This is a genomic window from Bacillus sp. JJ1562, assembly GCF_036962705.1.
Classification (GTDB): Bacteria; Bacillota; Bacilli; order Bacillales; family Bacillaceae_L; genus Ferdinandcohnia.
Window position 1 is genome coordinate 195,178 of record NZ_JBALOQ010000022.1, and the last position, 23,306, is coordinate 218,483.

Sequence of the window (23,306 nt, forward strand, 5' to 3'; positions counted from 1 at the left end):
ACATCATCCCCCTAAATATTTATGAGTCCCTAACATGTTCTAGAAATGAGTCATGAAAAAACAAAAAGAGACGATAATGGCATAGAGATACCATCATCGCCTCCTATTGACTAAAGGACTATAGGCAATGCAAACATAGAATTATTTTATTAAATATGATTGATTCCGAGTCCTATTGTTTCGTGTTCTAAGCCTTTGATTGGTGCACCAATGGTTCCGTAAAAAGCAACAGCTATCCACTCGCCCTCATTTTCATTGGTATAAGGAGTCCCTCGAACGATTGCAAAACGAAGGCCTACAGTCCGACTAATTTCACCGATCGCCGTTTGCCCTCTTGTAACACCTTCGATTCCTTCGATAATCGCGTGGTACAAAGCATGTGTTTCACGGTATTGTGAATCATGGATAAGACCATGTCGCTTTGCAGCTGTTTCAACAGCAGCAATCACCTTCTGCATATTCATCGAGCCTACTTTACCTTGACAGTATTTAACATGTTGTAATGAAGGAGAAAAAGCTTTCATTTCGTCTTCCGTTAAAGTTGCAAGCAGTACAGCAATTTTGCCAATTGCTATTTTTTGACTCATAACTAAAAACCTCTAATTTTTGAATTTTCCTATTATCTATCAACTTATTATTATTGTATGCTTGAGCCAATCCAATTGTCAATGAATTTGGTAAATTTTGGTATGTTACTATAGTAGTAATATACCATAGTAAAGCGTGGATATAAGAAAAAACCCGTTCGAAAATGAGTTTAAACGTATTTTTGGAAAACGACACTTCCTTTAATAACATCTTTTTCGTTTTGATTAACAGCAGTAACATCAAAGGTAAGTTCATTATTATTTATACTTTTTAAGGAAGATTTTAGAGTTATGATATCATCCAAAAACACCATGTTCCGAAAACGGATCGAATAGGTTTTAATAAAGCCTTCCTCATAAAAAGGCGTAAAGAGCTTTGCAAGGTTTCCCATTGTCCACATTCCATGTGCAATCACTCCGGGAAGCCCTGCTTTATTCGCCTCATCATCAATCGTATGGATCGGATTGTAATCTCCGGAGGCACCTGAATATTTAATTAGATCCATTCTAGAAACTGCTGGAAGTTGAACGCTTTCAAGTGAAGATCCGACTTCGATATTTTCTAATGAACTCATGCCTTCATCCCCTTTCTAACTGCATCCGTGATGATGACGACAAGTTTAGAAGAAAAAATCAGTTCACCACTTAAGTCTTCCCCGTTTTCACTAATGGTTAGAAAACCCATTGATCCTGTAGAGCCTTTTTTCTCTACGTAGTTTTCTACCTTTGAATAACAATGAATCTCTTCTCCAACAAGTAATGGTCTTTCATATTTGTAAACTTGCTCACCATGAATAAGACCTTTTTCAGGTAAAACAAACCCCTCAATGCTTCCAAATTCTAATACTCTTGGAAATGTCGGTGGTGCAATATTCGTTTTATATCTGGAAGCTTTTCCAAACTCTTCGTCTATAAAAATTGGATGAGGGTCTCCAATTGCATCAGCAAATTTTTTGACCGCTCCTCTTTCAACGACATTTTTCACTTTCGCTGATTGTTCACCGATAAAATCTTTATACACGTGCAACACCTCTTTAATCTCAATGAATAAGCAAAATCCGAATAACTAATTTTTTTTGAATTACTTAGTGGAATGAGTGGCAAGACCCCGACCGATAACATTTGCAGATACAGGCTTTTTACCAATTTCCCTTGACCAAATTGATAATTGTCCGATATGGTGAATTTCATGTGCAATAATATGCCGCATGATTTCCCCCCAGGTATCCGTCACAATTTTTCCATCAGGTAAAGTATCGTAAAACAACCGATTTTCCATACTATCATCCCAGTTTTTCACGAAACTTTCTACTTCTAAATGAAGTTTGGCATCCAATTCGCGAACCTTATTCAAGCTATTATAATCATCGAAACTCTCTTGGAAATCTGGTTTATCCTGCATTACACGTATCCAGCTCCATTCGACATCAACAATATGGAAAAGAGTATGCAATATACTTCCAATTCCACCCGTTCTATTTTGCAAAAGTTCTTCTTCACTTAATTCTTCACACCACCGATACCAATCTTCTCTTACCTTCCAGTTATACCCAAAAAACATTTGCATAAAAGCCCCTCCCAATTGTAGAAAATTATTGAACTGTAAAAATACTATAAGTATATACATTTATAAATATTACCAGTTCTACAAATATAGGTTAAATTCCTCCAACATCTATCACATTTTTTAAGGCAAAAAACCACACGGAATATTCCGTGTGGCTTAAATTCGTAATCACTCAAATCCAGTCATATTTGTATCAGGATTTGAACCGATTCTGTCATCTTTATTAAGTGCGCTGATTTTATCCATGTCTGCTTGTGTGAGTTCAAAATCAAAGACATTTGCATTTTCTTGTATGCGGTGTTCTTTGATTGATTTTGGAATTGTTACTACTCCATTTTGAAGATCCCAACGTAATATAATCTGTGCAACAGATTTGTTGTATTTTTGGCTAATTTCTATAAGTGTCGGATCATTTAGTAATTCACCGCGCTTAAGTGGAGACCATGCTTCTAATTGAATGCCTTCCTTAATACAGAATTCATGTAGTTCTGTTTGTGTTAGATGTGGATGGTATTCAACCTGATTCACCATTGGTTTAATCTCAGAATTTTTGATGAGATTTTCAAGATGATGAACATGAAAATTACTAACCCCAATTGCACGTACACGACCTTCTTTATAAAGCTTTTCCAGTGCGTGCCAAGTTTCAATATACTTGTCTTTTCCTGGCCAGTGAATAAGGTACAAATCTAAGTAGTCAAGACCTAGTTTTTGTAGACTTGTTTCGAAGGCTTGTAGTGTAGATTCATAGCCTTGGTCGGTATTCCAGACCTTAGATGTAACAAATAATTCGTCTCTATTGAAACCAGATTCACGAATTGCTTGTCCTACACCTTCTTCATTTTTATAGACAGCAGCGGTGTCGATGCTTATATAGCCATGCTTGATTGCCCATTTGACAGAGTCGATCACTTCCTGCCCCTCTTCTACTTTAAAAACACCAAGACCAAACCATGGCATTTTTACTCCGTTATGTAATGTCGTTGTATCTTGAAGACTTTTTACCATATATATCCTCCTTGCAATTGAAATATTTACCATTTATAGTTTCTCACACATTTGGCTAATTTTCAATTTATACATCTTCATAAAAAAAGAGAGGCTTTTTCCCTCTCCGATTACATTTCTTATTTTGATTTCGTTTCATCATCGTCATCTTCAAGGATGCCTTTTGTTGCCTTTTTAAATTCCCGAAGTGTTGTCCCTGCTGCTTTTCCAAGCTCAGGAAGCTTTTTAGGTCCGAATACAAGTAATGCAAAAAAGATAATTAATAATATTTCTCCGAAACCAAGGTTTCCCATGATCATTCCACCCTAAAACGAAATGTATTGCACTCTTATTTTATTCCTCAATCATCAATTTTTCAATGAGAATTTTAAGTTCCTTCTTACTTAAACCATCCTTTTTCTTTTGATTGTGTGATCGCTTCGATACGATTTTTTACTTCAAGCTTATCTAAAATAGTAGAAATATAATTACGGACAGTACCCGCTTTAATTCGTAGTTCATCGGCAATTTCATTCGTGTTTTTTCCATCCGCGACAAGTCCCAGTACTTCACGTTCACGCTCGGTTAATGGATTTTCATCTCCGTATAAATCATCCATTAATTCAGGTGCATAAACGCGCTTGCCGCTCATTACACTACGAATTGAATCAGCTAATTCGTCGCTCGGGCTATCTTTCAAAAGGTAGCCCTTCACGCCAGCCTTTAGAGCACGTTGAAAATAACCAGTTCGAGCAAAGGTCGTTAAAATGATCACGTTACAGTCTGTTTCTTTTAACATCTCTGCAGCTTCAAGACCTGTTTTTAGTGGCATTTCAATATCCATCATGCAAATATCTGGCTTAAGCTCCATCACAAGTGAAATCGCTTCTTGCCCATTATTTGCCATCCCAACTACTTCCATATCGTCCTCTAAATTTAAGAGCGAACCTAATGCGCCTAGAACCATTCTTTGGTCTTCCGCAATCACAATTCGAATCATAACAGTCCCTCCACTTCAACCTGTTTACGTACATTTGGAATATTGATAATTAATGTTGTTCCATCATTTGTTAAAATTTCTAAGCTTCCATTTACAAAATCTAAACGTTCTCTCATTCCTTGTAATCCATGCCCATCGATGACATCTTTATCTGGAATTGTGCCAATACCATTATCTTTAATCTCTACACGAATCTCTTCTTCAAACTGTATAATTTCAATTGTACAACGAGTTGCTTTACTATGCCTCACCACATTATTAACTGCTTCTTTAATTAACATGCTGATGATATTTTCGTAGAATAACGAAACATCCTTTAATGGTTGATCTTGAATAAACTCAAATTCAATTTCAGCAGCACGTAGAAGTTCTTTCACACGGACAATTTCTTCCTTGATCCGAATTCCACGCATTTGGGATACCATTTTTCGAACTTCATTCAAAGCTGTTCGTGCAGTTTGCTGCACATCCTTTAATTCATGACGTGCTTTCTCTGGATCTTTATGTATAAGTTTCCTAGCTAAATCACTTTTTAAGCCAATCATTGAAAGTCTTTGACCTAATGTATCATGAAGGTCCCTCGCAATTCTTTGGCGTTCTTCTTGTTTTACTAGCTCTGCAATTCGTTTATTTGCATCTTCAAGCTGTTCTTCCAGCTTCTCTTGTTTCTTTTTATTATAAATATTAAATGGTAATAGGATAACGCTGATCCAAATGATAATGTTGAATGGTAATTGGGTTAGAAACACCTCGTCTTTCAGGACAAGATTATAATTAATTGAAAATGTTGTAGCTACTAAATGTATAATGTATAGCGTTAAAAAAGCAACGCGATTTTTGATATTTCCATTGTAGTACGCAATATAGAAAGCAAAATATATAAAGGCAAATAGAATCGACATGGTTAATGAAATACCGATTAAGATTGAAGTCCATAAGTATACTGGCCATCTCCTCGAGATAAAGGCAAAACGCAATGAAATGAAAAAGATAACCGTTAAAATGAGACCGGCTATTATTTCAGGAGTAGATGACGATTGAAAAATAAAATAAAACGGCAGGATACTAATTACTGCCCATATATAAGGTGAGACCCCCGACCATTTTTGAAAAAGTGAATATTTCTTCATAGGATATACCCTCATTTTATTCATGTTTATTCTGTATCATATCATAATCAAATGCGCCTTGCGTATTTGCGCCCAGATTTTTCAGGCCCACACGATGTGGGTCACAAAGACATTGCCACAGGAAGTGGGGTTCTTAGTCTTTGGTCTTAAGTTCGAAAAATTACCTTTGAAAATCGCATGTCTCCGCCGGAGGCTATGTCGTTATTCAGCTGGGGTCCGACCCCCGGCTGAATAACGATATAGGAAAACCCAGCTTATTTTTCTAAGCTGGGAATCTTTTTTACATTCTTTTGGTTTGCAACCATTTCCTTTATTTTACCATAGCCTACAAACACTTTTTCTTCTTCATCCCATAAGCGGAATTTAAGTGATTTTAAGCTTGTTTTTAACGTAATGGTTGGTACATGCTTAAGTGGAGCTGTTTGATTATGCACCTCTTCAAGCTTGTAATTCGGAACACGTGGGCTTAAGTGATGAACATGATGATAACCGATATTTCCTGTTAACCATTGTAGTGGTTTTGGAAGCTTATAAAACGAACTGCCCTCTACCGCTGCCTTTACATATTCCCAATTCTCATCTTCCTCAAAATAGGAATCTTCGAATGTATGCTGAACATAAAACAACCAGACACCAGCAATCCCTGAAATCATAAAAATCGTTCCTTGTACAATTAAAAATGACTGCCATCCGATTGCCCAACATAAAACAGCCGCCAGGCCAACAATTCCAAGATTGGTAATATATGTGTTGAGACGTTCATTTTTTCTCGCCTTTTTTCGGTTAAAACGATTTTCAATTAAGAATACAAAGATAGGTCCTAAAATAAACATTACAAATGGATTTCGATAAATTCTGTAGCAAAGACGCTTCCATGTAGATGCTTCCATGTATTCTTCAACGGTCATTACCCAGATATCACCTGTACCACGTTTATCTAGATTTGAACTTGTTGCATGGTGGACAGAATGGTCATGTCCCCATTTACTATAAGGAAATAATGTTAAAATCCCAAAAAAGGTACCAATGATTTTATTTGCTTTTCGATTTTTAAAAAATGAGTGATGGCAACAGTCATGGAAAATGATAAACATCCGTACGAGAAAGCCTGCTGCAATAACACCAATTACAAATGTCAATATATAGGAAATATTTAATGAATAATAGGCGAGAACCCATAATCCAAGATAAGGAATTAATGTGTTGAAAAGCTGAAACAGACTAGCTTTTAAGTTTGATTTTTCAAATGGTGCAACTTGTTTTCGCAAGCTTCGTTGATCTAATTTGTTCATATAATCGATTCCTTTCTTAATTCTCATTTCATATTTTAATCAGATTTTCAAATTTAATGAGGAAATATGTGCTGACAAATCGCCAACAGTTGTCTACGTTTTTAATGTTATAGGAGAAAAAAGATTTACACTAGACATAGGTGTCATGTAATTTATATGATAAATGTCATATATCGTATTGAAAATTTGGAATACACAAAAAAATAACATTCTATATAGGCTAAAACGCAGATTTTATGCTATACTTAAAAAACAGAATATTTCAACTAGCATTTAACAAAAAAATCTTTTTCAAGAAGGAGGAAACCTATGTACAAATTAAAGGACAAAGAGAGGATTTTCATTTATACTGGTCCTGATGGTTCAGGTAGAAAGACATTAGGCAAGATGGTTGCTACAGCTTTTGATATGCAAACCGTTCCCTCATTCACAACTCGAAGCCCCCGCCCTTTTGAAAACAACGGAGAAGATTACCACTTTGTAAGTAAAGAAACTTTTCATCAAATGATGCAGCAAAATGAATTTCTCGAAAGTGTAGATATTGATGGACATTTTTATGGAATACGTGAAATTGACATAGTAAATATCTTCAAGAAGCATAAGGTGGTATACTTAACACTTAACCCTGAAGGTGCCGATCTTTTGAAGAAAATGTATGGAGATAAAGCGATCCGAATCTTTGTGTATGCTGATCGCGATACGGTACATGAACGACAGAAGGAACGCGGGGATAGTGCTGAGGACATTAAAAGGCATATGAACCATTATGATGAAACAATGGCCTATAAGACTTCATGTGAGCATGTTTATGAAAACTATGACCTGCCTCAGGTTTCATATCAGATTAGTGAAATGATTGAAACATATTTAGATAGACAGTTAATTGCAGATGATTACTAATAAATAATGCCCCAGGAGGTCATAACCTCTCGGGGCATTAAATTTTAAATTAGAGATTATTAAATGCTTCCGTAAGTACCGGAACAACTTGTTTCTTACGAGAAACAACGCCTTTTAATGCAGCTGTTTTGCTGTCCAGTGTAACATTAAATGCTTTTTCTACTGCAGCTGTTTTCGCACCAACTGCAAGTCCTACCGAGTCATTGTTTAAAATGTCTGTAATCACTAATAAGAATAAATCAAGACCATTGTCATTGATTTGTTGATTCATCACATCTTCAAGCTCGCTTTGTCTTGAAAGTACATCCTGTGGATCAACCACGTTTACTTGCGCAATTTGAACTTTACTGCCATTCATTGAGAATTCTTTAGAATCCAATGAAACCAATTGCTCAGCAGTTTTATCGCTGACATTTGCACCGGCTTTTAACATCTCAAGGCCATAGCTTTCAGCGTCAACACCAGCTATTTCTGCTAACTCACGAGCAGCTTGAACATCTTCTTCAGTGCAAGTTGGTGATTTGAATAAAAGGGAATCAGAGATTATCGCTGAAAGCATTAAGCCAGCAATCTCCTTTGTGATTTCAATATTATTTTCTTTATAAAGCTTGTTAAGAATAGTTGCAGTACAACCAACAGGCTCTACACGGAAATACAACGGATCACTTGTTTCGAAGTTGGCAACTCGGTGATGGTCGATTACTTCTTTTATTTTTACTTTTTCAAGTCCGTCTGCACTTTGTTGGCGCTCGTTGTGGTCCACTAATATAACAGATTGAGCTTCATTTGCTACATTCTCTACTAAGCGTGGTGCTTCAGCTTTAAAATAATTTAATGCATATTGGGTTTCACTGTTTACTTCACCTAAGCGTATAGGCTCAGCATCTATACCAAGTTTCTTTTTTAGCTCTGCATATGCAATTGCTGAACAAATTGTATCAGTATCTGGGTTCTTATGACCAAAAACAAGTACTTTTTCCATTTTGCATGACTCCTTATTGCTTAATATGTATGATGTACTCTCTCATTTTACACAAAGATTCATCTTGGTTAAACAATTTTAGACATATTTATTCATTTTCTTCGTCTAAATGCATTTTGCAAAACTCATTAACCGCAATTTCTTCATCTTCTTCGAGTGCAAAATCAAGCGCTTTTTCATGGCCTTTTTGATAAAAATAATATTGGACAATTCGCTCACCCTTGCTATCTACCGCAAAAATCACTTTTAGTTCAATTCCATTTTCAAAATATAATTCATCATCCTCTGGAATCTCGATATCCAAAAAGAACTCATAGCGGTCACCCTCTAAAATCCCGGTAGGATCCTTTAATTTTTCAACCGAATATCCGGTAATATTCATTGTTTTATTTCCACCCTTCATATACGATAAGCTCCGTAACTATTATACACATTATTTCCATAAGTGTGAAAAAATTTCCTTTGTCTACTTGAATTTTAGCATTGGACGCAAATTAACTCATAGGACTTCCTATAGAAAAATAGAATAATAATATATCCCGATGGAAAAGGAGTTGTGGACGAATGGTAATAATGAATAAAATTGCATTATTTTTTGTGATACTTTACTCCGGTATTATCTTGATGAATACGTATTTAGGGGAAACAGAACGTGTGCAATCGAATGTTTTCATCTTTGTATTAAATGGGTTTGCCTATATTGTGTCTGCGATGGAAATGGAAAGAGAAAAACAACAGATTGTCGAAAATCAATCTACATAATAAAAAACGACCGCTTCCTGTTAAAGCGGCCGTTTTTTATTATGATAACAAAGCACGGTCATTTGTCATTTTTGCGCCTCTGATTCGCTGGAACTCATTTAGCAATTGATCAATAGTTAAATTGGCTTTATCCTGTTCATCAACTTCTAAAATAATTTGTCCCTTATCCATCATGATAAGACGGTTCCCTAAATCAAGGGCCTGCTGCATATTGTGAGTGACCATTAAAGTAGTTAGATTGTATTTTTTTACGATTTCTTTTGTTAAATTCGTAATCAATTCAGCACGAGCTGGATCCAGAGCTGCTGTATGTTCATCAAGTAACAAAATTGATGGTTCTGTGAAGGTTGCCATTAAAAGTGATAGTGCTTGACGTTCTCCTCCAGATAACAACCCTACTTTAGCAGAAAGACGATTCTCTAAACCTAGATTAAGGGATTCAAGAACTTCACTAAAGTAATCCTTTCTTTTCTTTGTTACCCCTTTTCGAAGTGATCTTTTTTTATTTCGTGAATATGCCATTGCTAGGTTCTCTTCAATGGTCATATTTGGTGCGGTTCCTGCCATAGGATCCTGGAAGACACGTCCAATCAACTTAGCCCGCTTATGTTCAGGTAGAAATGTAACATCTTTCCCTGCAATTTGAACTGAACCAGCATCAGGAATCAGCACTCCAGAAATCACATTCATTAAAGTAGATTTGCCGGCACCATTACTACCGATGACAGTCACAAAATCGCCCTCTTTTAACTGCAAATTCGTCCAATCAAGGGCAATCTTTTCATCTGGTGTACCTTCATTAAAGATTTTATGAATTTGATTTAAGTGTAGCACTTGCCTCACCCTTTCTTTCTGAAGGTGCGCTGTTCATTTGAACAAGTTGTTGTTGTCTTTTTACTCTTCTGTTTTTCTCTTTTGTTCCTTCAAGAATTTTAGGAAGGACTAACGCAATAATAACGATGATTGCTGTTATTAATTTCATATCTCCGGGCTGTAGGAACTCAACACGTAACGCTAGTGAGACAACGATACGATAAATGATTGCTCCACCAATTACGGCAAGTGTAGCTCTAGCAATTGTTTTTGCACCAAATAGGGCTTCACCGATAATTACGGAAGCTAAGCCAATTACGATCATACCAATACCCATTCCAACATCGGCAAAACCACCTTGTTGCGCAATGAGCGATCCTGAAAATGCGACAAGTGCATTGGAAAGTCCTAAACCTAGGATTGTCATTAGGTTTGTATTTGCTGAAAAGCTAGAAATCATTTTTTTGTTATCTCCAGTTGCTCTGACTGCAAGACCAATTTCTGTTCGTAGGAAAAGGTCAATTAATAATTTAATCACAAAAGTAACAACAATCATAAAGAGAAGAATGCCCCATGTTTTAGGCAGGCTACCACCTAAACCAATTGCCGAAACAAAAGTATTGAAAAAGGAATCTACTCCTGATGAAGCAGATACACCAGATACGTTTGTAAATGTTGTATCTATATTTAATAATGAAACATTTGATTTACCCATAATTCGTAGATTGATTGAATAAAGGGCGATCATCATCAAAATACCAGAAAGTAATGCATTAATTTTACCAACTGTGTGTAGTAATCCTGTAATACTACCAGCAATAAATCCAGCAACAAGTGCTAGAAGTGTTGCAATAAATGGATTTACTCCATTTGTAATCAAAATGGCGGAAACAGCAGCTCCTGTAACGAAGCTGCCGTCAACCGTCAAGTCTGGAAAATCTAGTATACGGAAGGACAGGTATACACCAATTGCCATGATTGCATAGATGATTCCTGATTCAAATGCCCCAAATAATGCTGTAAACATGTTGAATCATCCTTTCTTTTATTCCCCTTCGTAGATGTCAGCAATATCTTTCCATTCTGGTTTTATTTCAATTCCTTGCTCTTCCGCTGCTTGTTTGTTAATGAAAAGCTGTAGGCTGTTTGGAAGTTCAACTGGAATTTCAGAAGCCTTTTTCTCACCTTTTAGAATCGCAGCAGCCATAAGTCCGGATTGGTATCCAATGTCATAGTATTCAAATCCACTTGCTGCAAATCCCCCAGCTTTCATTGAGTCTAATTCACCAACGAAAAGTGGAATATCTTTTTCATTTGCTACTGCAATAATTGTGTCTAAAGCCTGAACTGCAGTGTTATCCGTTGGAATATAGATGGCATCTACACGACCAACTAAGCTTTCCGCTGCCTGCTTTACTTCAGCAGTTGTAGATACTGAGACTTCAACTAATTCCGCACCATCTTGTTCAGCGAATTCTTTCACTTGCTCAACCTGTACAACAGAGTTTTGTTCCCCAGAGTTGTAGATAACACCAATCTTCTTTGCACCCATTTCTTTAGTGATAAAGTTGATTGTCGTTTTCGTAGCATCTGGATGGTTATCAGTTGTACCAGTAATATTAGCACCTGGCTTATCAAATGCTTCTACTAAACCTGCTCCAACCGGATCTGTTACAGATGTGAAAATGATTGGAATGTCACTTGTTGCATTAAGTGCAGCCATCGCACTTGGGGTTGCGTTCGCAAAGATTAAGTCCACTTTGCTACCAACAAAGTTTTGAGCAATTGTTGCAGTATTACTTTGTTCGCCCTGTGCATTTTGGGAATCAATTTTCAAATTTTCGCCTTCCTTAAAACCTTCATCCTCTAATGCTTTTATGAAGCCCTCTGTCGCAGCATCTAATGAAGTATGTGGTGCATATTGTGTAATACCTACTACCACTTGATCTTTTTCATTGCTGCTACCAGCATCACCTGAAGTGTCATCAGAATTACCGCATCCTGCTAAAGCAAGGAAGCCAGCCAATAACACTCCTACAATTTTACTTGAACCTTTCACACATATCCCCCCGTTATCCTTTTTTTATATATTCTAGTGTTTATTGTTTTACTAGAATAATAATATTCATACATTTTCACTGTGTCTCGATAAAACAAAAAAGCGTTAGTGTATGTCATTATTTAATCGTTATATTATCATTCTAGGCACTTTGCGTCAATAATTTTCTGAACATTTTACAATTTCAGGTTATATTTTTTTCGTAAAGAAAAATAAGGTTTTTTGTTTTCGTGTGATAATACGTTTTTTTTATTTTAATTATCAAAAATAAAACAATATGAAGTTTTCAATGGGGGTAGAAACAGAGTACGTAGCATATTTTGGAGAAACAATTTAATATCCATTCCTTGTGATACTGGTCAACTAGCATTTATGTTAATCACCGCTATTGTAGTTGCAAAAGGAGTGCTCTTTTTAAGGAGATGCAAACTGGCAGTAGCGTTCCGATTTCTATATTAAAGGCTTGGTTCTTTTAAATTCGGTATGTAGTACCAGTTGTGATCATTATTGTCTTCTTGGATAGTTTGGGTCTCATCTAAAAAAGGTGTTCCACTTTTACTTGGAACACCTTTTTCATTATAGTTTTTTTTAGTTGCAGTTTTAACAAGCTTTCACTCCAATTATTAATCATCGTATTTGATACTGATTATCAGTGTTAATCTTTTTCGTCTTCATTTTCTAACGGAGCAGAATTCTTAATGACCTTTATTCTCATGATCCGTTTTTCATTCATTTCTATTACTTTGAATGTATGATTTTCGTACTGAATTTCTGGATGAACATCTCCTGTAGGAATATACCCTAATTGACCAATCACAAAACCACTTAATGTGTCATATTCATCCGTTGGAAAGTCAAATTTCAAAAGATATTCTACCTCATATAAATTGATCGTTCCAGCCATGGAGTATGTATTTTCATCTATCTGGATGTAATCCTCGTCCTCAATTGTGTATTCATCGTATTCGTCAAAAATATTCCCAACGATTTCTTCGATTAAGTCCTCAATTGTGACAATCCCGTCTGTTCCACCATATTCATCGATAACTATGGCCATATGAATATTGTTTTTTTGCAGTTCCTTAAATAATTCATTTGTATGCTTTGATTCTAAAACAAAATAAGGGTCTCTAAGTAGGTCTTTTAAGTTAAAAGGAGTTTCATTACAATCATCAACGAATTTAATCAATTCTTTTGAATGTAAGATTCCAACAATCTGGTCAATGCTTTCATCATAAACCGGAAAGCGTGTGTATTTTTCGACTGTCACAAGATTAATGATTTCTTTTAATGTGTAATCAAGTGGGATTGCAATAATATTCGTACGATGTGTCATAATGTCTGATACGGTTTTATTATCAAATTCAAAAATATTATTTATCATGATTTTTTCTGACTCTTGTATCGTGCCTCTTTCTTTACCTACATCAACCATCATTCGAATTTCTTCTTCTGTAACATTTTCATCTTCGGCATTAGGATCGACTCCAAATAAACGTACAATTCCATTCGTTGACAAAGTAAGTAGCTTTACAAAGGGTGATGTTACCTTCGAAAGAATAGTTAATGGCCTAGCCGCATTTAATGAGATTGCTTCTGCTTTTTGTAATGCAAGTCTTTTCGGTACAAGTTCTCCTATTACTAATGTGAAGTAGGATAAAATGAGTGTTATTACAATTACAGAAATAGTGTCCAGGAGAGCTGGTGCAATAGGAACACCAATATCCGTTAACCAAGCTGTTAAATAAGTTGCAAAGCTTCCAGCTGCAAAGGCACTTGCTAAAAATCCTGCTAATGTGATTCCAATTTGAATTGTGGCCAAAAAACCACTTGGATTTGAAAGAAGTCTATGTACCAAAATTGCTTTTTTGTCTCCACTGTCAGCCATCATTTTTACTTTATTATCATTTAGTGAAACCAATGCCATTTCAGAAGCCGCAAAAAATGAATTCAGTAATATCAAAACGACAAGGATTAAAATTTCAACAACCATATTGAATACCTCCAATGATCACAAACAACGAACATTATTTTCTTAAATTCCCCTTCTATTACATTCATTATGCTTATTTTACTACGAGTTTCAATTTGAAGCATTTTTTACGCTTCAAATGAGTAAATTTAATATTGACAATAAGATTAGTCGGTTTTATAATTTATCTTAAGGTAATTTATCTTGAATTCGAGATAAATGATATTAAAATAATATTTTTGGGGGAGAATTGGAATGGCAAACACAAAATGGGCAGTAGATGCATCACACAGTAGTATTGATTTTTCTGTCAAACACATGATGATTGCAAAGGTAAAAGGTTCTTTCGAAAGCTTTGAAGCAACAATTGAAGCAGATCCAGCGGACTTAACAACAGCAAATATTGAATTCAAGGTTGACCTTACAAGTATCAATACGAAGAATGCAGACCGTGACAACCATCTTCGTTCTGGTGACTTCTTTGATGTTGAAAACCATCCAACAATGACATTCAAATCAACTTCTATCGTAAAAACAGACGATGGTGAATACGATTTAACTGGTGATTTAACAATTCGAGGTACTACAAAAAAGGAAACCTTCCAAGTTGTATTCGAAGGAGCTGGTAAAGATCCTTGGGGAAATGAAAAAGCGGGCTTCAGTGCAACAGGTAGCCTCAATCGCAGTGACTATGGCTTGGTATGGAATGCAGCACTTGAAACTGGTGGCGTTCTAGTTGGGGACCAAGTGAAAATTTCAATTGAAATCGAAGCTGGAAAAGCTGAATAAAATACAATGCAAAAAGCAGGCCATGGCCTGCTTTTTAATATTGGTATAATAATGTAACGATTTTATCCTCAATTGGTTTTCCGTGGGCGTCGTTCATTAGGTTATTTAACAGGATTGAAAAGATCAGGTCATCCCCACCTCTTGTTTTCATATAACCTGATAATGAACTTACTGTTGTGATCGTTCCTGTTTTTGCAATGATCTTCCCTGCCATCTCTGGATTTTTCAATCGATTTCGTAAAGACCCACCAACAAGACGTTCACTGTTTCCTGCTACCGGTAATGAGTGTAAAAACGATGGAAACCAAGTTTGGGTTTGGGCGGAATAGAGCAGCTTTGAGATATCGTTAGCAGATACCAAATTCACGTGCGAAATTCCTGAACCGTCCCTAATTACCATACTACTTGGGTCAACACCTATTTTTCGAAGCTCTTCTTTAACGACATTAATCCCTTTTTCCCAGCTACCCTCTCCATAACGGACACGTCCCATCTCCTTTACTAATGTTTCCCCATGCCCATTGTTGCTTAGTTTCATAAAAGGAACAAGGAGTTCATTTAGTGGGATAGATGTGTCTGTTACAAGTAGTGCTGCGTTATCGGGTGTTTTAGCGATTCCTTCCGTTCCAATCACATGGATTCCTTGTTTAGCTAGTGATTGCTTAAATAAATCCAGCGCATAGCCTGTAGGTTCCCAGACAGTCATCCATTCTTGAATTGATTTTGCATTAACTGGGATTGTTCCCTCAATCGTTATGACATTCTCACCATGCTTGCGAATGATATCTATGTCTTTCTTTTCTTCTTTTTGAACTGTTTTTGTGTTATTGATGACTTTTATGTAATTACTCGATGGTTGTAGAGAAATTTCGGCTTTGGCCCCCTCTTTCTTCCCAGGTGATACTTGCACAATTAAAGTGCCGGAATCATAATCCTTATTCGGGGATGCAGTCAATCCTGAAACTGCTGAACCATAATAATAGGTTTCATCGCTCCAGGTTAAATCAATTGAGTACCGCTCATCATCATACCAGGTATCATCAGCAATCAAATTTCCGAAAATCACATCGACTCCAGATTGCTTAATTTTTTTCGCGAGTAAATCCAAGTCTTCCTGAAGCAATGTGGGATCTCCTTTTCCCTTCAGATAAAGATTTCCTGTTAGTTTGTTTCCTTCAAGTTTTCCATCAGTGAGGATTTCGGTTGAAAACTGATATTTTTCACCAAGGGCCGACAAAGCTGATGCAGCCGTTATAAGCTTTAAATTTGATGCAGGTCTCAGTCTGACATCGCCAGCGTGTTGATACAGGATTTCTCCGGTTTTTGCGAATCTTATACTTATCCCAGCGATTGCTCCTTTTAAGTTAGGTTCATTCATGACGAGCTGATTCAGCTGCCCGAGCACTTGATTTTGGATTGCATTTGCATTTGCTTTTTCTTGTTGTGGGTGGATGGATGGCATGATTGTGACAAGTAGCAGTGGAATCGCAAATAGTAAATATTTTAGAGATCTAATAATTGATCTCCCCCTCTTCTAGTACTTTTGTATAAGTTTGGAACCATTACCATATTTTACACAAAATGTCGCGTAATATGAAGAGCGAGCAGAATTTTATACCATGAAAAAAAGCATCCCATAGGAGATGCTTTCGACTTATAAAAATACAAAGTAAATTACAGCTGCTAGTACGATTCGGTATATCGCAAATGGTAATAGCTTAATTTTATCGATTAGTCGTAAGAAGAATCGAATTGAAATAAGAGCGAATACGAATGCACTAATGAATCCCGCAATAAATACTGGAAGTGCGTCCATAGAGAAATATTCTAAGTTTTTAAGAAGTGAGATTCCACTTGCGCCTGCCATAATCGGCACTGCCATGATAAATGTAAAATCTGCTGCTGCTCTATGGCTTAATCCGACAAGAACTCCACCTGAAATGGTTGCACCTGAACGTGAAAATCCTGGCCATAGTGACAAACATTGAATCAGTCCTACTGTTAAGGCTTGTTTATAAGTAATTTGATCAACTGTTTGAATATTTGGATGGTTTTTACTGTATCGGTCAGCAATAATCATTAATATTGCACCAATTACCAGTCCAATTAAAACCGTTTCCGTTGTGAATAAATAATCATCAATTATGTCCTCAAATAATACACCAAGAACTCCTGCAGGAATTAAACCAACAATAATATGAGTCAAACGTAAATTCTTTGCCCCAACTGGAACTATTTTATTTTTTCGATTTAGTCCTAATAAATCAATAAACCTGTCTTTAAAAACAACAACAACGGCTAAAATAGAGCCAAGTTGGATGACAACCTTAAATGTGTTAGCTGGGTACTTCCCGAGAAACTCCTCAGTTTTTAGCCACATATCATCGACAATAATCATGTGACCGGTTGAGGAAACTGGCGCAAATTCTGTAAGCCCCTCAACTAGTCCTAAAATAATCGCTTTTATAATTTCAATAATTTCCATTAGAATTAGTATACTCCTTTTTTAATTATCTCGTTTTAGATCTTCTCTTGGTGAAGAATATAACAAGAAATCCTATTCCCGCTAATGCGATTAATGCATACGTAATATTGGAGTAAATGTCCATGTAGTGAACAATTGTGTCCCATGATTCACCAAAAGCAGCTCCTAGCATCACAAGAATCACATTCCAGATTAATGTTCCAAGTGTTGTAAATAAAATGAACATCCAAAAATTCATATTGGACATCCCAGCTGGAATGGATATCAAGCTTCTAATTAACGGAACCATTCGGCAGAAAAATACAGTCCAGTATCCATATTTATCAAACCAAGCATCTGCTTTATGGATATCCTCTTTAGTAACTCGTAATATGCGGCCATAGCGGTCAACAATTTTCTCTAATCGCTCAACATCAAGTATGCGGCCGATTCCGTAAAGAATAATCGCACCTACAACTGAACCAATGGTTGCAGCGATGATTACACCTGTCACAGTTAATTTTGTTATTGTAGTCATAAATCCACCTGCAGTTAAGATGACCTCAGATGGAATGGGTGGGAATAAATTTTCTAGTGCAATCAATAGAAAAATTCCAAAATACCCAAATTGGTCCATAAAATCCGTAATCCAATTATCCATTTTTACCTCCAAATAAAATGCTATTATCACTAAATCGATAGCATTCTTATTGTAATCTATGTTTGTCCTACTTTAAAGTATTCCTTAAAAATTTCCCTTTTCATTTATTTCCAAAAGGACTGGGCAATGGTCGCTGCCCATTACGTGAGAGTGGATTTGTGAGTCCTTTAAGCGGTCCTTCAAGCTTCGCGAAACAATAAAATAATCAATTCTCCATCCAATATTCTTTTCACGGACATTTCGCATATAGCTCCACCATGTATATTGATCAGTCACATCTGGATAAAAATGTCTGAAGGAATCAACGAAACCTGAGCTTAGTAAATCAGTCATTTTCCCACGCTCTTCATCGGTGAAGCCGGAATTTCCACGATTCGATTTCGCATTCTTTAAATCAATCTCCGAATGAGCCACATTCAAATCGCCACAAAGGATTATTGGCTTCTTTTCATTTAAATGAATGAGATAATTTCGCATACGGTCTTCCCAGTCAAGTCGGAAGTTGAGCCGTGCGAGGTCTCTTTGTGAATTCGGTGTGTAAACATTGATTAAATAAAAATCAACAAATTCTAATGTAAGAATTCGTCCTTCAGCTTCTTCATCTTCATCACCAACACCATACGAAACTGAAAGAGGTTTCTCTTTTGTAAAAACAGCAGTTCCAGAATAGCCTTTTTTTAGTGCATAATTCCAATATTGATGATAGCCTTCAAGGTCTAGTTCAATTTGACCTTCCTGTAGCTTTGTTTCCTGCACACAAAATACATCGGCGTTCATTTCGTGAAAATAATCTAAAAAACCTTTTTTGACACAAGCTCTTAATCCATTAACATTCCAAGATACAAGTTTCATAATCTTAAAGCTTCCTCTCTATGTTACTCCTCATATATCATTTTCTTAGTCATTCCGCCATCTACAACAAGATTAATTCCAGTAACAAAATTATTTTTCGGATCGGTTAAATAGAGACATGCATTTGCAATGTCAGCTGGTTTTCCGACTCGCTTTGAAAAATGCTGTTCGTGATCAATTTCACGAAGATCCTCATATTTACCAGTTTCAATCCAACCTGGTGAGATTGCATTTACCGTAATCTGATATTCTGAAAATGAAGCAGCAAGCGCATGAGTAATCGCAACGATTCCGCCCTTTGTTACTGCATAGCCTTCTGAATGGGGCTCAGACATGATCGCTCTAGTTGATGCAATATTGATGATCGAACCGCCAGATTTCTTCATAAATTTCGCTGCTTCCCTCGAACATAAGAAGACACTTCGCAAATTGGTATTTATCACATCGTCCCATTCTTCTACTGTTACATCGAATGGTGATCTGAATAGATTTTTCCCAGCGTTGTTTATTAAAATATCAATTTTACCATATGTTTGATAGGTTTGGTTTACCAATTGAAGGATATCCTGTTCGTTTCTTACATCTGTTTTGATAAAAATAACTTCCGCACCTTTTTCATTAAGTTCACTTGAAAGCTTTATTCCAGTTTCAACATCCATATCTGCTAATACAACTATTGCTCCAATTTCCGCATAAGCTTTTGCAATCCCTTTTCCAATTCCATTTGCCGCTCCCGTAACGATTACAACACGATTCATTATCTTCACCAACCTAAATTACTAAATTTTAAGTTCCCTTTCCCATTATAATCGACGAATACAATCTGGCAAAATAAAACAGAGATTCAGTGAATGGAAGAATGATAAAATGACTTATGGGAGTGAGAACAAACATGGGAAAAAAAGTCATCGCTTTTTTGTTATTGTTATGTAGTCTTCCGATTTTATTAAGCTTAGATCCAATTACGTATGACTCTTCATATTATGCCAAATATGAATCTCCAGAGGGTATTCTTTTCCTAAGCTACTCACAAAATTGGAATGAACCACAATTAGAAGATTTATATAGAGAATTAATAAAAAATAAACATGGTGAAGAAATCACCCTTTTGCAGGAAGTTCGAGTAATAGGTGGTCCGTCACCTTCAAATAGTATGATTACTGGAATCTATCACCCTTTTATTACTAGCATTACCCTCTATAATGGAAATGAACATTCAAGTCCACGAGAATATCGGGATACATTGTCACATGAATACGGTCATCATTTTGCCTATTATTATTTTCCTTCTCACCATTTTCCATTTTCAAAATGGGCGAAACTAAGAGGGTTAGATCATATGCCTGTACAATGGAATTCATTTTTTAATTACTCCATTTCTGCACATGAATGGCATCCACAGGAAATATTTGCGGATGATTATGTGTTGTTATACGGGGCAACTGATAAGACAGAGCGAGAAGATGTCTATTCGAACGAAGCATTTTATATGCGTACACAGCATGAGAACCAGAATATTGATAATGTACTTGGTAATGAAGAACTACAACAATTCCTTCAGCAAGAAACAGGTATTAAAATTGATAAGAACCGGACCCTGAAAACACCTGAACTAACTGACATAACTAACGAGAGTTTGATTTTTAATGTAGAGAAAAAGAAGGACGTCGCTTATCGGTTAAATCTAGGAGACTACGAAGTATATAAAATTACAGAGGACAAAAGTGGTTTAATTACTTTTTCAGATATAAATTTGTTCGAAAATGATGTTGTTTCTCTAGATGTTCTTGATTTAAATACGTCCATTGGTTATCAAACAGAGGATATACGACTACATTTGCAGGATTAGATAGAAAATTGACCGCGTTTCATTATATAATAAGAGAAGATGTTTTTGGAAAGGCGGTAATGACGATCCCGACACCGAGTATGGAAGATTATTTAGAAAAAATTTATTTATCCATTCAGCAAAAAGGCTACGCCCGAAGCGTAGACATTGCTTCTTCATTAAATGTCCTCCCTTCTTCCGTCACAAAGATGATGCAAAAATTGGACGAGGAAGGCTTTGGTATATACGAAAAATATAGAGGCTTTGTGCTTACCGATAAAGGAACAACAGTCGCAAAAAAGCTAGTCGAAAAGCATGAAATGCTAGAGGACTTTTTAAAAATGATCGGCGTACAAGATAAAAACATTTATGAAGAAGTAGAGAAACTCGAACATTACATCAGCAAGGAAACCTCTCTTTGTTTGACGACCTTAATTGACTTTTTTGAAGAAAATTCTTCTGCTAAGAAAGATTACCTACAATTTCGAAAAGACAAGATGTAAAAAAGCTCAGATCAAATTCTGAGCTTTTTTATTTAAGCTTTAATTTTATCACTTCATCTAAATATGTTGTACCCTGGTAGCCATGAATTTCCAATTGACTGGGAATCATTTCTTCATCAGTCACTTCACTAAGAACCTCGATAAACATTTTCGTATCGTAATGGCGTGGTTTATTAACCATGTCGATATTCGCGTAATAATCATACTCGTCCCAGTCATATATTTTTCCATTTCGATCAACCAATATCCCCTCAATATTCGAAATTCCCATTGACATTGCCAAAGAATCATTTTGACCTAGTATACCAAAATGAAGTGATTCAAATTTTCGTCCTTCTACCATTTCAGCTGTTAGTTCAATTTTCGTTGGTGTTCCAAGTTCAACCTTGTCGATTGAAATCTTGCTACCGAGATATTCAAAGGTTTGTGGAAATGGTTGATTCATATCAATATCCACATTGTAAAAATCACTCTGAAAATAGGACATTGAGCTTAAATGAAGATTAACCTCTTTTGGATCATCAAAATAGAGAGGATCAAAAGCTGATTGGTACGTAACATATTCACGGCTACTACCTTCTACTGGAAAATTCCATCCAAAAACGGCAGGTTTTGCAGTCTTTTCCTTCGTTTTGATTCCTTCAATAAACAGTTCATTAATACTTTTATCATTTGAATATGGTTGATATCGATATTGAAGAATGGTGACAGTTGGTGCCATAATCAGCTTCTCAGCCTCTATTAGAAGCCCATCAACTGTAAATGTTTTCTCGACAGCATGTTCTATTGAAGCTTGCTTTTTTACAGGAATCTCAAAATTCCATTCTCCTGAGGCAAATGCGCCATCTCCATAAAAATCTATCCATCCCATTTTTCCAGCGTCTTTTTCCATCTTTTGTAGTTTCGCTATATTCAATTTTATGGTTTCTGTATTAGATGATATAGGTAATAAACTAATAGTCCCTTTAAAAATATCCTCTTCACTTTCTAGCGGGTTGACTGGTAGGTGGTTGATTGGAACAGCCAATTGGTCGAAAATTTTCACTTCATCTTCTACAAAGACACCATTCCAAAAATTAATTCCATATTGTTCTTCGCCTTTTAGGTTTTCAACTTCATAATAAATCAGAGTTTGAAATTCATCGCCAATCGCGCTTTTTATTGTAATTTTAATTCCATTGGACTCTTTGACAAGATTGAGAGGCTCTCCTATGCCATTCTTTAAATAGGCCAGTAACTGCTCATCCTCCTTGTCACGCCAATCTAACCAGGAATAATACATGTACGCAAAACCATTTGTTACATAGCCAATTAAGAGGAGTAAAAAGAGTGAAGAAGCAACTCCAACTCCAATGGTAGTCCGTTTCTTTTTCTTTTTTCTCTTATTTTCCTCTATCTTCATTAATTCTGTGATTACTTGATCCAAATACTCTTGAGGTACTACTATCGCTTCAGCACCATCGATGAGGGAGTAAATGGTATTCTGAAAGTCTGCTAGACTTTTTTGACAGGTTGGGCATGTATGTAAATGTATTTCAAGTTCAATTTTTTCTGAACGGTCTAATGACCGACTTAAATAATCAATAAATTTTTCTTGGTAGTGAGCTCCCTCAGCACCGCTTAAACTCAGAATTTCTTTATAAAGTCGATCTTTTACTGATTCAACTGAGATTTCAAGGATTACAGCAATCTCTTGTTGCGAAAGCCCAAGTACATATGTTAAAACGAGTGTATCATCTAAATCTTCTATTAATCTCCTTTTTTTACATTCCTCCACGAAAAGAGAAATTACCCATTTATCAAAGTCATGATTCTTTTTTTGTTTTCGAATGTCAGTCTGCACTCTTAGCATGACATGGTAAAAAACATCTTGAATGTCCATTAGGTTTTCCAGATATGTCCATGCAAGTTTGTAAAAGCCGTCTTTCCGTTGTTCGAACCAATTGATTATGGCTTCCATGTCTCTTTCTCGTATCATTTTTATTAAAACGGGATCTGTTTCCGCTATGATCACAATTTATGTCTCTCCCCTTCTTTGATCAAGTACGCATTGGCGTATTTGTGCCCGATTTTTAGGCCCACAGGAAGTGGGTCATAAAGACGTTGCCACAGGATGTGGCGTTTTTAGTCTTTGATCTTACTGCTCGAAAAATTTCCA

At 36.1% G+C, this 23,306-nt stretch carries 26 protein-coding genes; 5 read left to right on the forward strand and 21 right to left on the reverse strand.

Features of this window, described 5'->3' with window-relative positions; genetic code table 11:
- Positions 1-149: 149 nt before the first annotated feature.
- The 9 genes from hutP to V7097_RS15180 all read right to left on the reverse strand — a co-directional run bounded on the left by hutP (position 150) and on the right by V7097_RS15180 (position 6,563).
- Positions 150-587, reverse strand: a complete 438-nt coding sequence (gene hutP / locus V7097_RS15140; protein WP_335704464.1) for a hut operon transcriptional regulator HutP — start codon at positions 585-587, stop codon at positions 150-152.
- Between the two features lie 170 nt (positions 588-757).
- Positions 758-1,162, reverse strand: coding sequence for a MaoC/PaaZ C-terminal domain-containing protein (locus V7097_RS15145; RefSeq protein ID WP_335704465.1), 405 nt, complete (start codon positions 1,160-1,162; stop codon positions 758-760).
- Positions 1,159-1,608 (reverse strand): MaoC family dehydratase N-terminal domain-containing protein, encoded by a 450-nt coding sequence (locus V7097_RS15150; protein WP_335704466.1) that lies wholly within the window; start codon positions 1,606-1,608, stop codon positions 1,159-1,161. Before V7097_RS15150 ends, V7097_RS15145 begins: the two co-directional genes overlap by 4 nt.
- Before the next feature lie 60 nt (positions 1,609-1,668).
- On the reverse strand, positions 1,669-2,154 hold the full coding sequence (locus V7097_RS15155) for a DinB family protein (protein ID WP_335704467.1): 486 nt from the start codon (positions 2,152-2,154) through the stop codon (positions 1,669-1,671).
- 168 nt (positions 2,155-2,322) lie between these two features.
- Positions 2,323-3,162, reverse strand: a complete 840-nt coding sequence (locus V7097_RS15160) for an aldo/keto reductase (protein ID WP_335704468.1) — start codon at positions 3,160-3,162, stop codon at positions 2,323-2,325.
- Between the two features lie 119 nt (positions 3,163-3,281).
- The gene (locus tag V7097_RS15165; RefSeq protein WP_438824240.1) at positions 3,282-3,455 is read right to left on the reverse strand and encodes a twin-arginine translocase TatA/TatE family subunit; all 174 of its coding nucleotides are present in this window, start codon (positions 3,453-3,455) and stop codon (positions 3,282-3,284) included.
- Positions 3,456-3,541: 86 nt separating this feature from the next.
- On the reverse strand, positions 3,542-4,141 hold the full coding sequence (locus tag V7097_RS15170; RefSeq protein ID WP_335704470.1) for a response regulator transcription factor: 600 nt from the start codon (positions 4,139-4,141) through the stop codon (positions 3,542-3,544).
- Positions 4,138-5,271: a sensor histidine kinase gene (locus V7097_RS15175; RefSeq protein WP_335704471.1), complete on the reverse strand. Its 1,134-nt coding sequence runs from the start codon at positions 5,269-5,271 to the stop codon at positions 4,138-4,140. Before V7097_RS15175 ends, V7097_RS15170 begins: the two co-directional genes overlap by 4 nt.
- A 254-nt stretch (positions 5,272-5,525) precedes the next feature.
- Positions 5,526-6,563 carry a fatty acid desaturase gene (locus V7097_RS15180; protein ID WP_335704472.1) on the reverse strand — a complete coding sequence of 346 codons (1,038 nt, stop codon included), beginning with the start codon at positions 6,561-6,563 and terminating at the stop codon, positions 5,526-5,528.
- A gap of 309 nt (positions 6,564-6,872) precedes the next feature.
- On the opposite strand from V7097_RS15180, the gene V7097_RS15185 reads away from it, so the two are divergent.
- The gene (locus tag V7097_RS15185; RefSeq protein ID WP_335704473.1) at positions 6,873-7,463 is read left to right on the forward strand and encodes a guanylate kinase; all 591 of its coding nucleotides are present in this window, start codon (positions 6,873-6,875) and stop codon (positions 7,461-7,463) included.
- 49 nt (positions 7,464-7,512) lie between these two features.
- Here the strand turns inward: V7097_RS15185 and V7097_RS15190 are convergent, their stop codons facing one another.
- Positions 7,513-8,445 (reverse strand): manganese-dependent inorganic pyrophosphatase, encoded by a 933-nt coding sequence (locus tag V7097_RS15190; protein ID WP_335704474.1) that lies wholly within the window; start codon positions 8,443-8,445, stop codon positions 7,513-7,515.
- A gap of 88 nt (positions 8,446-8,533) precedes the next feature.
- Entirely contained in the window at positions 8,534-8,827 is a 294-nt protein-coding gene (locus V7097_RS15195; RefSeq protein WP_335704475.1) for a DUF6509 family protein, read from the reverse strand.
- Between the two features lie 182 nt (positions 8,828-9,009).
- Here V7097_RS15195 and V7097_RS15200 point away from each other — a divergent pair, with 182 nt between their 5' ends.
- Entirely contained in the window at positions 9,010-9,207 is a 198-nt protein-coding gene (locus tag V7097_RS15200) for a hypothetical protein (protein WP_335704476.1), read from the forward strand.
- Between the two features lie 39 nt (positions 9,208-9,246).
- Here the strand turns inward: V7097_RS15200 and V7097_RS15205 are convergent, their stop codons facing one another.
- The 4 genes from V7097_RS15205 to V7097_RS15220 form a co-directional block, all read right to left on the reverse strand.
- Entirely contained in the window at positions 9,247-10,041 is a 795-nt protein-coding gene (locus V7097_RS15205) for an ABC transporter ATP-binding protein (protein ID WP_335704477.1), read from the reverse strand.
- The gene (locus tag V7097_RS15210) at positions 10,016-11,047 is read right to left on the reverse strand and encodes an ABC transporter permease (RefSeq protein ID WP_335704478.1); all 1,032 of its coding nucleotides are present in this window, start codon (positions 11,045-11,047) and stop codon (positions 10,016-10,018) included. Before V7097_RS15210 ends, V7097_RS15205 begins: the two co-directional genes overlap by 26 nt.
- Before the next feature lie 18 nt (positions 11,048-11,065).
- Positions 11,066-12,079: an ABC transporter substrate-binding protein gene (locus tag V7097_RS15215; RefSeq protein ID WP_335704479.1), complete on the reverse strand. Its 1,014-nt coding sequence runs from the start codon at positions 12,077-12,079 to the stop codon at positions 11,066-11,068.
- Between the two features lie 655 nt (positions 12,080-12,734).
- Positions 12,735-14,072, reverse strand: coding sequence for a hemolysin family protein (locus V7097_RS15220; protein ID WP_335704480.1), 1,338 nt, complete (start codon positions 14,070-14,072; stop codon positions 12,735-12,737).
- Between the two features lie 234 nt (positions 14,073-14,306).
- Here V7097_RS15220 and V7097_RS15225 point away from each other — a divergent pair, with 234 nt between their 5' ends.
- The gene (locus V7097_RS15225; protein ID WP_335704481.1) at positions 14,307-14,840 is read left to right on the forward strand and encodes a YceI family protein; all 534 of its coding nucleotides are present in this window, start codon (positions 14,307-14,309) and stop codon (positions 14,838-14,840) included.
- Between the two features lie 34 nt (positions 14,841-14,874).
- On the opposite strand, the gene dacB is transcribed toward V7097_RS15225, so the two are convergent.
- The 5 genes from dacB to V7097_RS15250 all read right to left on the reverse strand — a co-directional run bounded on the left by dacB (position 14,875) and on the right by V7097_RS15250 (position 19,584).
- Positions 14,875-16,302: a D-alanyl-D-alanine carboxypeptidase/D-alanyl-D-alanine endopeptidase gene (dacB, locus tag V7097_RS15230; RefSeq protein ID WP_335704482.1), complete on the reverse strand. Its 1,428-nt coding sequence runs from the start codon at positions 16,300-16,302 to the stop codon at positions 14,875-14,877.
- Positions 16,303-16,494: 192 nt separating this feature from the next.
- Positions 16,495-17,325 (reverse strand): undecaprenyl-diphosphate phosphatase, encoded by an 831-nt coding sequence (locus V7097_RS15235; protein ID WP_335704483.1) that lies wholly within the window; start codon positions 17,323-17,325, stop codon positions 16,495-16,497.
- Between the two features lie 25 nt (positions 17,326-17,350).
- Positions 17,351-17,965, reverse strand: a complete 615-nt coding sequence (locus V7097_RS15240) for a DedA family protein (RefSeq protein ID WP_335704484.1) — start codon at positions 17,963-17,965, stop codon at positions 17,351-17,353.
- A gap of 84 nt (positions 17,966-18,049) precedes the next feature.
- Entirely contained in the window at positions 18,050-18,817 is a 768-nt protein-coding gene (locus V7097_RS15245) for an exodeoxyribonuclease III (protein ID WP_335704485.1), read from the reverse strand.
- A gap of 23 nt (positions 18,818-18,840) precedes the next feature.
- The gene (locus tag V7097_RS15250; protein ID WP_438824241.1) at positions 18,841-19,584 is read right to left on the reverse strand and encodes an SDR family NAD(P)-dependent oxidoreductase; all 744 of its coding nucleotides are present in this window, start codon (positions 19,582-19,584) and stop codon (positions 18,841-18,843) included.
- A gap of 125 nt (positions 19,585-19,709) precedes the next feature.
- Between V7097_RS15250 and V7097_RS15255 the strand changes: the two genes are divergently transcribed.
- Together V7097_RS15255 and mntR are read left to right on the forward strand one after the other, a co-directional pair.
- Positions 19,710-20,666 carry a hypothetical protein gene (locus V7097_RS15255; RefSeq protein ID WP_335704487.1) on the forward strand — a complete coding sequence of 319 codons (957 nt, stop codon included), beginning with the start codon at positions 19,710-19,712 and terminating at the stop codon, positions 20,664-20,666.
- A 65-nt stretch (positions 20,667-20,731) separates the two neighbouring features.
- Positions 20,732-21,148, forward strand: coding sequence for a transcriptional regulator MntR (mntR, locus tag V7097_RS15260; RefSeq protein ID WP_335704550.1), 417 nt, complete (start codon positions 20,732-20,734; stop codon positions 21,146-21,148).
- Positions 21,149-21,176: 28 nt separating this feature from the next.
- Here mntR and V7097_RS15265 read toward each other — a convergent pair whose 3' ends face one another.
- Positions 21,177-23,162 (reverse strand): DUF4179 domain-containing protein, encoded by a 1,986-nt coding sequence (locus V7097_RS15265; RefSeq protein WP_335704488.1) that lies wholly within the window; start codon positions 23,160-23,162, stop codon positions 21,177-21,179.
- Positions 23,163-23,306: the final 144 nt, after the last annotated feature.

Coding starts and splice junctions, on each gene's coding strand:
- hutP (WP_335704464.1), bottom strand. CDS start 587: ATGAGTCAAAAAATAGCAATTGGCAAAATTGCTGTACTGCTTGCAACT.
- V7097_RS15145 (WP_335704465.1), bottom strand. CDS start 1,162: ATGAGTTCATTAGAAAATATCGAAGTCGGATCTTCACTTGAAAGCGTT.
- V7097_RS15155 (WP_335704467.1), bottom strand. CDS start 2,154: ATGCAAATGTTTTTTGGGTATAACTGGAAGGTAAGAGAAGATTGGTAT.
- V7097_RS15160 (WP_335704468.1), bottom strand. CDS start 3,162: ATGGTAAAAAGTCTTCAAGATACAACGACATTACATAACGGAGTAAAA.
- V7097_RS15165 (WP_438824240.1), bottom strand. CDS start 3,455: ATGGGAAACCTTGGTTTCGGAGAAATATTATTAATTATCTTTTTTGCA.
- V7097_RS15170 (WP_335704470.1), bottom strand. CDS start 4,141: ATGATTCGAATTGTGATTGCGGAAGACCAAAGAATGGTTCTAGGCGCA.
- V7097_RS15175 (WP_335704471.1), bottom strand. CDS start 5,271: ATGAAGAAATATTCACTTTTTCAAAAATGGTCGGGGGTCTCACCTTAT.
- V7097_RS15180 (WP_335704472.1), bottom strand. CDS start 6,563: ATGAACAAATTAGATCAACGAAGCTTGCGAAAACAAGTTGCACCATTT.
- V7097_RS15185 (WP_335704473.1), top strand. CDS start 6,873: ATGTACAAATTAAAGGACAAAGAGAGGATTTTCATTTATACTGGTCCT.
- V7097_RS15190 (WP_335704474.1), bottom strand. CDS start 8,445: ATGGAAAAAGTACTTGTTTTTGGTCATAAGAACCCAGATACTGATACA.
- V7097_RS15195 (WP_335704475.1), bottom strand. CDS start 8,827: ATGAATATTACCGGATATTCGGTTGAAAAATTAAAGGATCCTACCGGG.
- V7097_RS15200 (WP_335704476.1), top strand. CDS start 9,010: ATGGTAATAATGAATAAAATTGCATTATTTTTTGTGATACTTTACTCC.
- V7097_RS15210 (WP_335704478.1), bottom strand. CDS start 11,047: ATGTTTACAGCATTATTTGGGGCATTTGAATCAGGAATCATCTATGCA.
- V7097_RS15220 (WP_335704480.1), bottom strand. CDS start 14,072: ATGGTTGTTGAAATTTTAATCCTTGTCGTTTTGATATTACTGAATTCA.
- V7097_RS15225 (WP_335704481.1), top strand. CDS start 14,307: ATGGCAAACACAAAATGGGCAGTAGATGCATCACACAGTAGTATTGAT.
- dacB (WP_335704482.1), bottom strand. CDS start 16,302: ATGCCATCCATCCACCCACAACAAGAAAAAGCAAATGCAAATGCAATC.
- V7097_RS15235 (WP_335704483.1), bottom strand. CDS start 17,325: ATGGAAATTATTGAAATTATAAAAGCGATTATTTTAGGACTAGTTGAG.
- V7097_RS15240 (WP_335704484.1), bottom strand. CDS start 17,965: ATGGATAATTGGATTACGGATTTTATGGACCAATTTGGGTATTTTGGA.
- V7097_RS15245 (WP_335704485.1), bottom strand. CDS start 18,817: ATGAAACTTGTATCTTGGAATGTTAATGGATTAAGAGCTTGTGTCAAA.
- V7097_RS15255 (WP_335704487.1), top strand. CDS start 19,710: ATGGGAAAAAAAGTCATCGCTTTTTTGTTATTGTTATGTAGTCTTCCG.